We start from the raw sequence: 13,095 nt of genomic DNA, 5'->3' as shown, positions 1-13,095 counted from the left end.
TGGACATGAGTGTTTGGAGCGGCCGGGTCGACGCCGGCGAGGGCGATCTGGCGCGGCGCTGGCATCAGCTGGCGCGTCCCTACGCCGCCGGGCTGGAGCCGGGCGTCGGCATCGTCGGTTTCTCCTGCGACGAGGGCGTGCGCCGCAATCAGGGCCGCGTCGGCGCCGCCGCCGGCCCGACGGCGATCCGCAAGGCGCTGGCCAATCTGGCCTGGCATCAGGCTTTGCCCTTGTGCGACGTCGGCGACGTGGCCTGCGCCGACGGCGACCTGGACGCCGCGCAGGCGCGCTTGGGCGAACAGGTGCGCCGGCTGCGCGCCGACGGCCACTTTCCGCTGGTGCTGGGCGGCGGCCACGAAACCGCCTACGGCACCTGGCGCGGACTGGCGGCCGCGCATCCGGACAAGGTGATAGGCATCGTCAATTTCGACGCCCATTTCGACATCCGCGAAGCGGCCGAAGCCACCTCCGGCACCCCGTTCGCCCAGATCTCCGCCGACTGCGCGCAGGCCGGCCGGCCCTTCCATTATCTGTGCCTGGGCGTGGCCGAGCCGTCCAACACCCAGGCCTTGTTCGCCCGCGCCCGCGCGCTCGGCGTCAAGTGGACGCTGGACAGCGATATGACGCTGGACACCTTGTCCACGGTGCGCAGCGCGATGATGGCCTTCGTCGATCAGGTGGACATCGTCTACCTGACCATAGATCTGGATGTATTGCCCGCCAGCGTGATGCCGGCGGTTTCCGCCCCCGCCGCCATGGGGGTGGCGCTGCCCGTGGTCGAGGCCCTGGTCCGGCGTCTGGCCGAAAGCGGCAAATTGGCGGCCGCCGACCTGGTGGAACTGAACCCGGCCTTCGACATCGACAGCCACGGCGCCAAAACCGCCGCCCGGCTGGCGTGGAGCATAGGCCGGCATCTGAAACAGCCCTGAACCCGTTGATAGCGATAGCGTCATTCCCCGCCCGCCGGGCCACAACCGGCGGCGGGCCTACAAAGGAGAATACCGATGTCCGACCCGCGTTTTGATCCGACCCGCCACATCCGCGCGCCGCGCGGCAGCGAATTGACTTGCAAGAGCTGGCTGACCGAGGCCGCCTACCGCATGATCCAGAACAATCTGGACGCGGAAGTGGCCGAGCACCCGCAAAGCCTGGTGGTGTACGGCGGCATCGGCCGCGCCGCCCGCGACTGGAAGTGCTACGACACCATCCTGGACGTGCTCAAGCGTCTGGAGGACGACGAAACCCTGCTGGTGCAGTCCGGCAAGCCGGTGGGCGTGTTCAAGACCCACGCCGACGCGCCGCGCGTCTTGATCGCCAACTCCAATCTGGTGCCGCACTGGGCCAACTGGGAGCACTTCAACGAGCTGGATAAGAAGGGCCTGATGATGTACGGCCAGATGACGGCCGGCTCCTGGATCTACATCGGCTCGCAAGGCATTGTGCAGGGGACTTACGAAACCTTCTTCGCCGTCGCCAATCAGCATTTCGACGGCAAGCCGCAAGGCCGCTGGATCCTGACCGGCGGTCTGGGCGGCATGGGCGGCGCCCAGCCGCTGGCCGCCACCATGGCCGGCTTCAGCATGATCGCCGTCGAATGCGACGAGACCCGCATCGATTTCCGCCTGAAAACCCGCTATGTGGGCCGCAAGGCCAAGACCCTGGACGAGGCGCTGGCCATCATCGACGAGGCCAAGCACAGCGGCAAGGCGGTGTCGGTGGGCCTGCTGGGCAACGCCGCCGACGTGTTCGCGGAGCTGGTGGCGCGCGGCATCACCCCGGACGTGGTCACCGACCAGACCTCGGCCCACGACCCGGTGCACGGCTATCTGCCACAGGGCTGGACCGTGGAGCAATGGCGCGCCAAGCAGAAGACCTCCGGCGCCGAAATCACCGCCGCCGCCAAGAAATCGATGGCGGCGCAGGTGCGCGCGATGCTGACTTTGCAAGAACGCGGCGCCGCCACGCTGGACTACGGCAACAACATCCGCCAGATGGCGCTGGAAGAGGGCGTGGCCAATGCCTTCGACTTCCCCGGCTTCGTGCCCGCCTATGTGCGTCCGCTGTTCTGCGAGGGCATCGGCCCCTTCCGTTGGGTAGCGCTGTCCGGCGATCCTGAAGACATCTACAAGACCGACCAGAAGGTCAAGGAGCTGATCCCGGACGATCCGCATCTGCATAACTGGCTGGACATGGCCAAGGAGCGCATCAGCTTCCAGGGCTTGCCGGCGCGCATCTGCTGGGTGGGCCTGCAAGACCGCGCCCGTCTGGGCCTGGCCTTCAACGAGATGGTCAAGAACGGCGAATTGAAAGCCCCCATCGTGATCGGCCGCGACCATCTGGACTCCGGCTCGGTGGCCTCGCCCAACCGCGAGACCGAAAGCATGAAGGACGGCTCCGACGCCGTGTCGGACTGGCCGCTGCTGAACGCCTTGCTCAACACCGCCGGCGGCGCCACCTGGGTGTCGCTGCATCACGGCGGCGGCGTGGGCATGGGCTTCTCCCAGCATTCCGGCGTGGTCATCGTCTGCGACGGCAGCGACGCCGCGGCCAAGCGCGTGGGCCGCGTGCTGCGCAACGATCCGGGCACCGGGGTGATGCGTCACGCCGACGCCGGCTACGAGATCGCCGAGCACTGCGCGCGCGAGCAAGGGCTGGACCTGCCGATGCTGAAGCGCTGAGAACCTGTTTACGATCAGCTGCGCGTCGGCAGGATAGATGGAAAAGGGCGTTGAAAGCCGTTTCAGAATGCTCATGTGCCATATGACCATTCCGTGTCTTCAGCCGCAACGCCTTGTCCCGCTCTAGCGCGCAAGATCGTAAACCTGTTCTGAATGTAGGAACGCCGCCGCGCTCACGCCGGCGGCGGCTGGCGGCATCCGGGAGGGCCCGGGTCCGCGGTCCCGCACGACAAGCTTGTACAAATAAGCGGCGGGGCTGGCAATCGTCTTGCAAAGGAAAAAAACGGTCATGTTGTTCTTGCCCGTCCACTGAGACGCACCGGCGCGTTCGCGCCCGCAGTCCGCATTGCTTCGTCATGACCGGCCGCTCTTTCCGCGTCTTGGTCTTGTGATCCGCCCACGCTGGCTCTACAGTTTGCCGGCGCTGGGTTGCTCAACGAAACATGCCGGGCCGCGGGATGCGGCGTAGCGGGCGCATCCGCGTTCGGTCGGCAAGCGCAGCCATGCCCAGGAGGAGAGAGATGCAAACACAAACACTGACGCGCGGCCTGTCCGCCCGTCACATCCGTTTCATGGCGCTGGGGTCGGCCATCGGCACCGGCTTGTTCTACGGTTCGGCGGCGGCGATACAGATGGCCGGTCCGGCGGTATTGCTGGCCTATTTGATCGGCGGCGCCGCCGTTTACATGGTGATGCGCGCGCTGGGCGAAATGGCGGTGCACAATCCGGTGGCCGGTTCCTTCGGCCATTACGCCACCAGCTATCTGGGCCCCTTGGCCGGGGTAATCACCGGCTGGACCTACGCTTTCGAGATGATCATCGTCTGCCTGGCCGACGTGACCGCCTTCGGCATCTATATGAGTTTGTGGTTTCCGGAAGTGGACCGCTGGGTCTGGGTGCTGAGCATCATCTTCTTCATCGGCGCCTTGAACCTGTGCAGCGTCAAGGTGTTCGGCGAGATGGAGTTCTGGCTGTCTATCGTCAAGGTGGGGGCCATTATCGCGATGATCATAGGCGGCGTGGCCATCATCCTGTTCGGCTTCGGCAGCGCCGAGGCCAGCGGCCTGCATAATTTATGGTCGCACGGAGGCTTCATGCCCAATGGCTGGGGCGGGGTGATCGCCTCGCTGGCGGTGGTGATGTTCGCCTTCGGCGGCATCGAGATCATCGGCATTTCCGCCGGCGAGGCTCAGGACCCGCAGCGCACCATCCCGCGCGCGATCAACGCGGTGCCGGTGCGCATCCTGTTGTTCTACGTGCTGACGCTGACCGTGCTGATGTCCATCTTCCCGTGGCCGAAGATCGGCAGCCAGGGCAGCCCCTTTGTGCAGATTTTCGAAAGCCTGGGCATTCCCGCCGCCGCCCACATTCTGAACGCGGTGGTGATCTCGGCGGCGATTTCGGCGATCAACAGCGACATCTTCGGCGCCGGCCGCATGTTGTACGGCATGGCGCGTCAGGGCCAGGCGCCGCAAAGCTTCGCCAAGCTGTCGGCCAACGGCGTGCCGTGGATGACGGTGCTGGTCATGGCCGCCGCCTTGCTGCTGGGCGTGGTGCTCAACTACCTGATGCCCAAGGACGTGTTCCTGCTGATCGCCTCCATCGCCACCTTCGCCACGGTGTGGGTATGGCTGATGATTCTGCTGTCTCAGGTGGCGATGCGTCGTCAGATGAGCAAGGAGCAGGCGGCGGAGCTGAAATTCCCGGTGCCGTTCTGGCCGTACGCGCCGCTGGCGGCGATAGGGTTCATGCTGTTCGTGATCGGCGTGCTCGGTTACTTCGAGGATACCCGCTCCGCGCTGCTGGTGGGCGCCGCTTGGGTGGCGCTGGTGGTGGCCGGCCACTTCCTGTGGAGCCGGGTGCTGGCGCCCGGCGCGGAGGCGGAGGCTCGGCGCGACGCCGCCTAAAGGCGCGGCGCAAGGTTTTCTGTCCGGCGGGCGCGGGCTCGCCGGAACATTCAAGCCGCTTGTCGGCAGGGCGCGATAACACAAGACCAGCGCTCACCGCGGCAAGCGGCGCTGCAAACGCTTTAGAAGGAGAATCTCAAGATGGTATTGAATATCGTTCCCGGCACGCTCAGCCTGGCCGAGCTGCGCCGCGTTTCACGTGAAACCGATCTGCAACTGCATCTGGACCCGTCCAGCCACGCCGGCATCGACGCCTCCGCCGCCACCGTGGCGCGGGTGCTGTCCGAAGGCCGCACCGCCTACGGCATCAACACCGGTTTCGGCCTGTTGGCCAATACCCGCATCGCGCCGGAAGAGCTGGAGCTGTTGCAGCGCTCCATCGTACTGTCGCACGCCGCCGGCATCGGCGCGCCGATGGACGAATCCACGGTGCGCCTGGTGATGGCCTTGAAGATCAACTCGCTGGCGCGCGGTTTTTCCGGCATCCGCCGGCTGGTGATCGAGGCGCTGATCACCCTGTTCAACCAGCGCATCTACCCGGTGATCCCGCAGAAGGGCTCGGTGGGCGCGTCCGGCGATCTGGCGCCGCTGTCGCATATGAGCGCGGTGCTGATCGGCGAGGGCGAAGCCTTCGTCAACGGCACCCGCGTGCCGGGCGCGGTGGCGATGCGCTCCGCCGGCCTGGAACCCATCACCCTGGCGCCCAAGGAAGGCTTGGCCTTGCTGAACGGCACTCAGGCGTCCACCGCCTTCGCGCTGGAAGGCCTGTTCGCCGCGGAAGACCTGTACGCCTCGGCTTCGGTGGCCGGCGCGCTGTCGGTGGAAGCCGCGCTGGGCAGCCGCACCCCGTTCGACGAGCGCATCCACGCGGTGCGCGGCCACGCCGGCCAGATCGACGCCGCCCGCATCTACCGCGATCTGCTGGAGCATAGCGAGATCGAGGGCTCGCACGAGAACTGCGGCAAGGTGCAGGACCCGTATTCGCTGCGCTGCCAGCCGCAAGTGATGGGCGCCTGCCTGACCCAGATCCGCCAGGCCGCCGCGGTGCTGACGGTGGAGGCCAACTCGGTGTCCGACAACCCGCTGGTGTTCGCCGCCGACAACGACATCCTGTCCGGCGGCAATTTCCACGCCGAGCCGGTGGCCTTCGCCGCCGACAACCTGGCCTTGGCCCTGGCCGAAATCGGCTCGCTGTCCGAGCGCCGGATGGCGCTGCTGATCGACAGCAATCTGTCCAAGCTGCCGCCCTTCCTGGTCAACAACGGCGGGGTCAACTCCGGCTTCATGATCGCCCAGGTCACCGGCGCGGCCCTGGCTTCGGAAAACAAATCGCTGGCGCACCCGGCCTCGGTGGACAGCCTGCCCACCTCGGCCAACCAGGAAGACCACGTGTCCATGGCCACTTTCGCCGGCCGCCGTCTGCGCGACATGGCCGGCAACACCGCCGGCATCCTGGCGGTAGAATTGCTGGCGGCCTGCCAGGGCGTGGACTTCCGCGCGCCGCACAAGACCTCGGCCAAGCTGGAAGCGGCCAAGGCCGAGCTGCGCGAACAGGTGAGCTTCTACGACAAGGACCGCTACTTCGCGCCGGACATCGAGAAAGCCGCCGCGCTGGTGGCCAGCGGCTCTTACAACCGCTTCGTCGAAGCCGGCCTGCTGCCCTCGCTGTAAGCGCCGCCGCAGCCGCAAAAAAAAAGCCCGCCAGAAGGCGGGCTTTTCTTATTCAACGGCGCTTTAGAACACCACCGGCTCGTCCGGCCGCGCCGGCGCCGCGGATTGGCCGAAGATATCCTTCCAGCCGGTGTAGGCGGTCACGTACAGCACCGGGAACCACAGCAAGAGGCCCAGACCCAGCGGAATCATCGCGATGAAGGCCAGCACCGCCAGCATCAGGCCGCTGACCAGCACCGCGCCCCAGTTGGCGAGGCCGGCTTGCAAGCTGGTGCGGATCGCTTGCCACGGGCCGGCCTGGTTCAGCGTCACCAGCGCCGGCGCGAACCAGTAAGCCAGGCTGACCAGGAAGATGGCCACGCCGCCGATGAAGGCGAACAGCGCGATGGGGCCGGCGATCACCGGGATCGCGTTGGGATCGCTCTTGGCCACGCTCACGCCCATCGCGCCCATCAACAGGCCCAGCACCACGCCAATGACGATCAGGATGGCCAGGTAGAGCATGCCCACATTGATCAGCGGCCGCAGCGCGGTCTTGAAACCGGCGAACAGATCGCCCAGTTCCAGCTCCGAGCCCTGCTCGCATTTCTTCGCCGCCAGGATGAAGCCGGCGGCGAATACCGGCGCCAGGAAGAAGGACAGCGGGCCGCCCAGCAAGGGGATCATGTTGACGATGAAATTGATCACCAGATAGGCCAGCGCCAGCAGGACCCAGGTCAGCGGCTGCTGGCGGACGATGTAAAAGGCCTCCACGATCCAGCGCCAGCCGCGTCCGAAAGCGACTTTGCGCGGAGCGGGTAGGGCATCGAATGATTGCATCGAAATCTCCAAAAAGGTTGTGGCGATCGAGCCGGCGGCGCTTGGCCGCGTCGGCCGGTTCGTTTTTTTTCGCGGCTAAAGACAGAGCCAGACTGACAGCGATTTGCGTCGCGGGTTTCCCTGCCGGCGCGTCTGTCGCGCATTCTGCCCATTCGTCATCGGCGGAACCCGGCGCGGAGTCGCTCGCAGGCTTTTGATTCAAAATGCATTTTATGCCGGCCTGGGCATTATCTTGCAAAACGGCCGCATCCGGCTATTTTTCATGCCCCTTCATGCCGCAGCGGTATTCCGCGCGGCGGGGCGGTTGCCGCCAATGGTGAAAATCGGCGATAATTCCATGATTTTGCGACGGTTGGTCCATGCCGGAGGCATGTTCGGATGGCGCGGCCGTCGTCCCGGTTTCCACACAAGTCTTGAGGTTTTCCCGAAATGGTCACCCGTACCGAGCTTGCCAACGCCATCCGTTTCCTGTCCATGGATGCCGTTGAAAAAGCCAAATCCGGTCACCCCGGCGCCCCGATGGGGATGGCAGACATCGCGGAAGTATTGTGGCGCGATCACCTGAAACACAACCCGGCCAACCCCAACTGGCCAGACCGCGACCGCTTCGTGCTGTCCAACGGTCACGGTTCCATGTTGATCTACAGCCTGTTGCACCTCACCGGTTACGACCTCTCCATCGAAGACCTCAAGCAGTTCCGTCAGCTTCACTCTAAGACTCCCGGCCATCCCGAATACGGCTACGCTCCCGGCATTGAAACCACCACCGGCCCGCTGGGCCAGGGCATCACCAACGCGGTGGGCATGGCGCTGGCCGAGAAAATGCTGGCGGCGCAGTTCAACCGCGACGGCCATCAGATCGTAGACCACCACACTTACGCTTTCCTGGGCGACGGCTGCCTGATGGAGGGCATCAGCCACGAAGCGTGCTCGCTGGCCGGCACCTGGGGGCTCAACAAGCTGATCGCCTTCTGGGACGACAACGGCATCTCCATCGACGGTCATGTGGAAGGCTGGTTCACCGACGACACCCCGGCCCGCTTCGAAGCCTACGGCTGGCAGGTGATCAAGAACGTCAACGGCCACGATCCGGTGGAAGTGGCCACCGCCATCGCCACCGCGCAAAAGGAAAGCGCGCGTCCGACGCTGATCTGCTGCAAGACCACCATTGGTTTTGGCGCGCCCACCAAGCAAGGCAGCCACGATTGCCACGGCGCACCGCTGGGCGCGGCCGAAATCGCCGCCGCGCGCGAAGGCCTGAACTGGCCGCACGCGCCGTTCGAGATCCCGGCCGAGATCTACGCCGAGTGGAGCGCGCGCGACAAGGGCGCGCTGGCCGAGATCGAATGGAACAAGCGCTTCGACGCCTACCGCGCCGCCTTCCCGGAACTGGCCGCCGAATTCAGCCGCCGCATGAGCGGCGAATTGCCGTCCGGCTGGGAAGAGACCAAGGCCGCCGCGCTGGCCAAGATCGCCGACGCCGCCCAGACCGTGGCCACCCGCAAGGCCAGCCAGATCGCGCTGGAAGCGCTGTCGCCGGCGCTGCCGGAATTCGTCGGCGGTTCCGCCGACCTGACCGGCTCCAACCTGACCAACTGGTCCGGCTCCAAGTGGATTGACCGCGACGGCCAGGGCAACTACATCAGCTACGGCGTGCGTGAGTTCGGCATGGCCGCCATCATGAACGGCATGACCCTGCACGGCGGCCTGCGTCCGTACGGCGGCACCTTCCTGATGTTCAGCGAATACGCGCGCAACGCCTTGCGCATGGCTTCGCTGATGAAGATCAATCCGATCTTCGTGTTCACCCACGATTCCATCGGCCTGGGCGAAGACGGCCCCACCCACCAGCCGGTGGAGCAAGTGGCCACGCTGCGCTACATCCCCAACCACCACACCTGGCGTCCGTGCGACACCGCCGAAACCGCGGCGGCCTGGGCGCACGCCGTCGAGCAGAAGACCACGCCGAGCAGCATGGTGCTGAGCCGCCAGAACCTGCCCTTCGTCGCCCGCGACGCGGCGCAGCTGGCCGCGATCCAGAAGGGCGGCTATGTGCTGCGCGACGCCGCCGGCGCCCGCGCGGTGCTGATCGCCACCGGTTCCGAAGTGGAACTGGCGCTGAAGGCGCAGGACGCGCTGGCGGCGGAAGGCGTCGCCGTGCGCGTGGTGTCCATGCCGTGCACCAATGTGTTCGACCGCCAGGACAAGACCTGGCGCGACAGCGTGCTGCCGGCGGGCCTGCCGCGGCTGGCGATCGAAGCCGGCCATCCGGACTTCTGGCGCAAATACGTGGGCCTGGACGGCGATGTGGTCGGCATCGACCACTTCGGCGAATCCGCCCCGGCCCCGCAGCTGTTCCAGGCCTTCGGCTTCACCGTCGACAATGTAGTGGCCAAGACCAAAGCGCTGCTGTGATGTAAAGACAGGCCATTGCGAAAGCAATGGCCTTTTGTTCGCCGTTTCATGTAGTGGACGCACTACACAACACGCGGAGCGCCGGCCGGGAAACCGGGCGCTCCGGATCGTCCCCAGGAGATTTAGAAGCATGACTATCCGCATCGCCATCAATGGTTACGGCCGCATCGGCCGCCAGGTACTGCGCGCCATCTACGAAAACCAGCTGCATGACGATTTCAAAGTAGTGGCCGTCAACGCCACCGGCGATCTCAACATCAATGCCCACCTGACCAAGTTCGACACCGTGCACGGCCGTTTCCCCGGCGAGGTCGAGCAGGACGACGCCCACCTGATCCTGAACGGCGACAAAATCCCGTTCTTCAGCACCCGCAATCCGGCGGAACTGCCGTGGAAAGCGCTGGACGTGGATCTGGTGCTGGAATGCACCGGCGCCTTCACCAGCAAGGAAAAATGCCAGGCCCACCTGGACGCCGGCGCCAAGAAGGTGCTGATTTCCGCGCCGGGCGGCGACGATGTCGACGCCACCATCGTTTACGGCGTCAATCACGACGTGCTGAAGCCGGAAATGACCGTGGTGTCCAACGCCAGCTGCACCACCAACTGCCTGGCCCCGGTGGCCAAGGCGCTGCACCAGGCCATCGGCATCAAGAAAGGCCTGATGACCACCATTCACGCCTTCACCAACGACCAGGTGCTGACCGACGTCAAGCACAAGGACCTGCGCCGCGCCCGCTCCGCCACCGACAATATGATTCCGACCAAGACCGGCGCGGCCAAGGCCGTGGGCCTGGTGCTGCCGGAACTGAAGGGCAAGCTGGACGGTTTCTCGGTGCGCGTGCCCACCATCAACGTGTCGCTGGTGGACCTGACGTTCAGCGCCGCGCGCGACACCACCAAGGACGAGGTCAACGACATCCTGAAGGAAGCGTCCAACGGCGCGATGAAGGGCATCCTGGGCTACAACACCCTGCCGCTGGTGTCCGGCGACTTCAACCACACCGAAGAAGCCTCCACCTTCGACTCCACGCTGACCAAGGTGACCGGCGGCAATATGGTGAAAGTGCTGGCCTGGTACGACAATGAATGGGGTTTCAGCTGCCAGATGCTGCGCACCGCGCGCGCGATGTTCGCTTGCTGACGACGAAGTGATCCAGGAAATCCGGGCCGGCATGCGTTGCCGGCCCGGATTTTTTGCGTCCGCTAGCGCGGGCGCTACATCCACCGGCATTTGATTGGTGTTAAGGTAGGGCCGTTTTTTTGGCATACACTTGCCGGGCGATCGCCGATATCGCCCCCCGCTGAACCGCCGTCACAGGAGAGCAGCATGCGACAGAACCAAGCATTGTCCCGCCCGGAAAAATGGGTCCGGCTGGCCTCCTGGCTGGTGGCTTTGGTGTTCGCGGGCTTTCTGTCCAATCTGGGCGAGCTGGTGATCCGCGATCTGTTCTACGTGCCGGACGGCGGCCCGCCGCAGCTGGAAACGCTGCAGCGGCAGGCCGGCATCGAGCCGCTGCGGCAGCGGCAGCAGGTCTTGCAGCGCCAGAACGACGCGCAGCGCGCCCAGCTGGAAAACCTCGGCGCCACCCGCGAGCAGCTGGAGCGCAATTACCAGACTCAGCGCAAGGGCCTGGCCAACTGGCTGGCCAGCCGCGCCGCCAGCGCCGATCCGCGGCAAAGCGCCGAAGTCAGCCGCCGCACCCGGGAACTGGACGACCTGCAGGCGCAAATCCTGCAATGGCAGCAGAAGGAAGACCGGGCGAGCGACGGCCTGCGCGCGCTGGAGCGGAGCCGGCAAACGCTGCAAGAAGAGATCGCCCGGGTGGATGCCGTCGCCCAGGACCGTTACCAGCAGGCCTACCAGCGTTTCGAGTTGAAAGTCTTCCTGCTGCGGCTGGCGGTGATCTTGCCGCTGCTCTTGCTGGCGGTATGGCTGTTCAGCCGCTATCGGACGCATCGCTACTGGTTCTTCGTTTACGGCTTCGGCCTGTTCGCGCTGTTCGCCTTCTTCGTCGAACTGCTGCCCTATCTGCCCAATTTCGGCGGCTATGTGCGGCTGGCCGTCGGCATCGCGCTGACGGTGTTCGCCGGCCTGCGCATGATTCAGGCCTTCCAGCGCTACGCCGAGAAAAAGCGCGCCGAGCTGCAGCAAAGCCAGAGCGAGCGCGCGCGCCACGTGGCCTACGCCCAGGCCTTGGGCGCCTACCAGAAGAAAACTTGCCCGTCCTGCGACCATCAATACAATATTGCCGGCGACGACGCCGATTACTGCGTGCATTGCGGCCTGCAGCTGTTCCGCGGCTGCGACTGCGGCGCGCGCAATTTCGCCTTTTTTCCGTACTGCAAAAAATGCGGCCGCCCCGGCGCCAAGCCGGAGCCTGCGCCGATGAATCAATCGACAAGCGAATCCAAACCCGAGCGAGCGAACGATGAAATTCAATAAACTTTCCGAACAGGCCCTGGCCGGCAAGCGCGTGCTGATCCGCGTGGACATGAACGTGCCGGTGAAAAACGGCGTTATCGGCGACGACACCCGCATCCGCGCCAGCCTGCCGTCCATCGAGCTGTGCCTGAAAGCCGGCGCCGGCGTGATCCTGATGACCCATCTGGGCCGCCCCACCGAGGGCGAGCCCAAGCCGGAAGACAGCCTGGCGCCGGTGGTGGAGCGCCTGTCCGGCCTGCTGGGCCGGCCGGTGCGCCTGGTGGCGGACTGGCAGTCCGGCCTCAGCGTGGCGCCCGGCGAAGTGGCGATGCTGGAAAACGTACGCCTGAACAAGGGCGAGAAAAAGAACAACGCCGACCTGGGCCGCGCCTACGCCGCCTTGTGCGACGTGTTCGTCAACGACGCTTTCGGCACCGCCCACCGCGCCGAAGCCTCCACCCACGCGGTGGCCCAGTTCGCGCCGGCCGCCTGCGCCGGCGTGCTGCTCTCCGCCGAGCTGGAAGCGCTGGGCAAGGCCTTGCAAGCGCCGGCGCGGCCGCTGGTGGCCATTGTCGCCGGCTCCAAGGTGTCCACCAAGTTGACCATTCTGGAATCGCTGGCCGACAAGGTGGACCAGTTGATCGTGGGCGGCGGTATCGCCAACACCTTCTTGCTGGCCGAGGGCAAGGCCATAGGCAAATCGCTGGCCGAAGCCGAGCTGGTCGACGAAGCCAAAAAAGTGATCGCCAAGATTCGCGCCCGCGGCGGCGATGTGCCGTTGCCGGCTGACGTGGTCTGCGCCAAGGAGTTCGCCGAAACCGCCGCCGCCGTGACCAAGAGCGCGGCGGAGGTGGAGGCCGACGACATGATTCTGGACATCGGCCCGGATTCCGCGCAGGCGCTGGCCGCCATCATCGCCCAGGCCGGCACCGTGGTGTGGAACGGTCCGGTGGGCGTGTTCGAGTTCGAGCAGTTCGGCGGCGGCACCAAGACCCTGGCCCAGGCCATCGCGGCTTCGCCGGCCTTCTCCATCGCCGGCGGCGGCGACACCCTGGCCGCCATCGCCAAGTACGGCATCACCGACGACATCAGCTACATCTCCACCGGCGGCGGCGCCTTCCTGGAGTTCCTGGAAGGCAAGGAGTTGCCGGCGGTGGCCATCCTGGCCGAGCGCGCGGGCTGA

9 protein-coding genes are annotated in these 13,095 nt (G+C 65.7%); 8 read left to right on the top strand and 1 reads right to left on the bottom strand.

Features of this window, described 5'->3' with window-relative positions:
• Positions 1-5 precede the first annotated feature (5 nt).
• From hutG to hutH, 4 genes are all read left to right on the top strand, one after another.
• Positions 6-929: a formimidoylglutamase gene (gene hutG / locus NK214_RS13420; RefSeq protein WP_253314739.1), complete on the top strand. Its 924-nt coding sequence runs from the start codon at positions 6-8 to the stop codon at positions 927-929.
• Positions 930-1,004: 75 nt separating this feature from the next.
• Positions 1,005-2,678, top strand: a complete 1,674-nt coding sequence (gene hutU, locus NK214_RS13415) for a urocanate hydratase (protein ID WP_253314738.1) — start codon at positions 1,005-1,007, stop codon at positions 2,676-2,678.
• Positions 2,679-3,199: 521 nt separating this feature from the next.
• On the top strand, positions 3,200-4,585 hold the full coding sequence (locus tag NK214_RS13410; protein ID WP_107801299.1) for an amino acid permease: 1,386 nt from the start codon (positions 3,200-3,202) through the stop codon (positions 4,583-4,585).
• A gap of 141 nt (positions 4,586-4,726) precedes the next feature.
• Positions 4,727-6,256, top strand: coding sequence for a histidine ammonia-lyase (gene hutH, locus NK214_RS13405; RefSeq protein ID WP_107801298.1), 1,530 nt, complete (start codon positions 4,727-4,729; stop codon positions 6,254-6,256).
• A 63-nt stretch (positions 6,257-6,319) separates the two neighbouring features.
• Here hutH and NK214_RS13400 read toward each other — a convergent pair whose 3' ends face one another.
• A complete protein-coding gene (locus tag NK214_RS13400; protein ID WP_227105849.1) occupies positions 6,320-7,075 on the bottom strand; it encodes a BPSS1780 family membrane protein in 756 nt (251 codons plus the stop codon).
• Positions 7,076-7,504: 429 nt separating this feature from the next.
• Between NK214_RS13400 and tkt the strand changes: the two genes are divergently transcribed.
• The 4 genes from tkt (at position 7,505) to NK214_RS13380 (ending at position 13,095) form a co-directional block, all read left to right on the top strand.
• Positions 7,505-9,490 (top strand): transketolase, encoded by a 1,986-nt coding sequence (gene tkt / locus NK214_RS13395; RefSeq protein ID WP_253314737.1) that lies wholly within the window; start codon positions 7,505-7,507, stop codon positions 9,488-9,490.
• A 130-nt stretch (positions 9,491-9,620) separates the two neighbouring features.
• Complete coding sequence (gap, locus tag NK214_RS13390; RefSeq protein WP_048408492.1) at positions 9,621-10,631, top strand: type I glyceraldehyde-3-phosphate dehydrogenase; 1,011 nt, start codon at positions 9,621-9,623, stop codon at positions 10,629-10,631.
• A gap of 186 nt (positions 10,632-10,817) precedes the next feature.
• The gene (locus tag NK214_RS13385; protein WP_253314736.1) at positions 10,818-11,933 is read left to right on the top strand and encodes a zinc ribbon domain-containing protein; all 1,116 of its coding nucleotides are present in this window, start codon (positions 10,818-10,820) and stop codon (positions 11,931-11,933) included.
• Positions 11,920-13,095: a phosphoglycerate kinase gene (locus NK214_RS13380; RefSeq protein WP_107801295.1), complete on the top strand. Its 1,176-nt coding sequence runs from the start codon at positions 11,920-11,922 to the stop codon at positions 13,093-13,095. The genes NK214_RS13385 and NK214_RS13380 overlap by 14 nt, the downstream gene beginning before the upstream one ends.

Source organism: Chromobacterium sp. S0633, assembly GCF_024158805.1.
Classification (GTDB): Bacteria; Pseudomonadota; Gammaproteobacteria; order Burkholderiales; family Chromobacteriaceae; genus Chromobacterium.
Note: the sequence above shows the minus strand (reverse complement) of the source record. Positions and strands in the feature narration are given on the sequence as shown.

What these genes read in the sequence shown, in the direction of transcription:
- hutU (WP_253314738.1), top strand. Translation starts at nt 1,005, where the DNA reads ATGTCCGACCCGCGTTTTGATCCGACCCGCCACATCCGCGCGCCGCGC.
- hutG (WP_253314739.1), top strand. Translation starts at nt 6, where the DNA reads ATGAGTGTTTGGAGCGGCCGGGTCGACGCCGGCGAGGGCGATCTGGCG.
- NK214_RS13380 (WP_107801295.1), top strand. Translation starts at nt 11,920, where the DNA reads ATGAAATTCAATAAACTTTCCGAACAGGCCCTGGCCGGCAAGCGCGTG.
- NK214_RS13400 (WP_227105849.1), bottom strand. Translation starts at nt 7,075, where the DNA reads ATGCAATCATTCGATGCCCTACCCGCTCCGCGCAAAGTCGCTTTCGGA.
- NK214_RS13410 (WP_107801299.1), top strand. Translation starts at nt 3,200, where the DNA reads ATGCAAACACAAACACTGACGCGCGGCCTGTCCGCCCGTCACATCCGT.
- NK214_RS13385 (WP_253314736.1), top strand. Translation starts at nt 10,818, where the DNA reads ATGCGACAGAACCAAGCATTGTCCCGCCCGGAAAAATGGGTCCGGCTG.
- gap (WP_048408492.1), top strand. Translation starts at nt 9,621, where the DNA reads ATGACTATCCGCATCGCCATCAATGGTTACGGCCGCATCGGCCGCCAG.
- tkt (WP_253314737.1), top strand. Translation starts at nt 7,505, where the DNA reads ATGGTCACCCGTACCGAGCTTGCCAACGCCATCCGTTTCCTGTCCATG.
- hutH (WP_107801298.1), top strand. Translation starts at nt 4,727, where the DNA reads ATGGTATTGAATATCGTTCCCGGCACGCTCAGCCTGGCCGAGCTGCGC.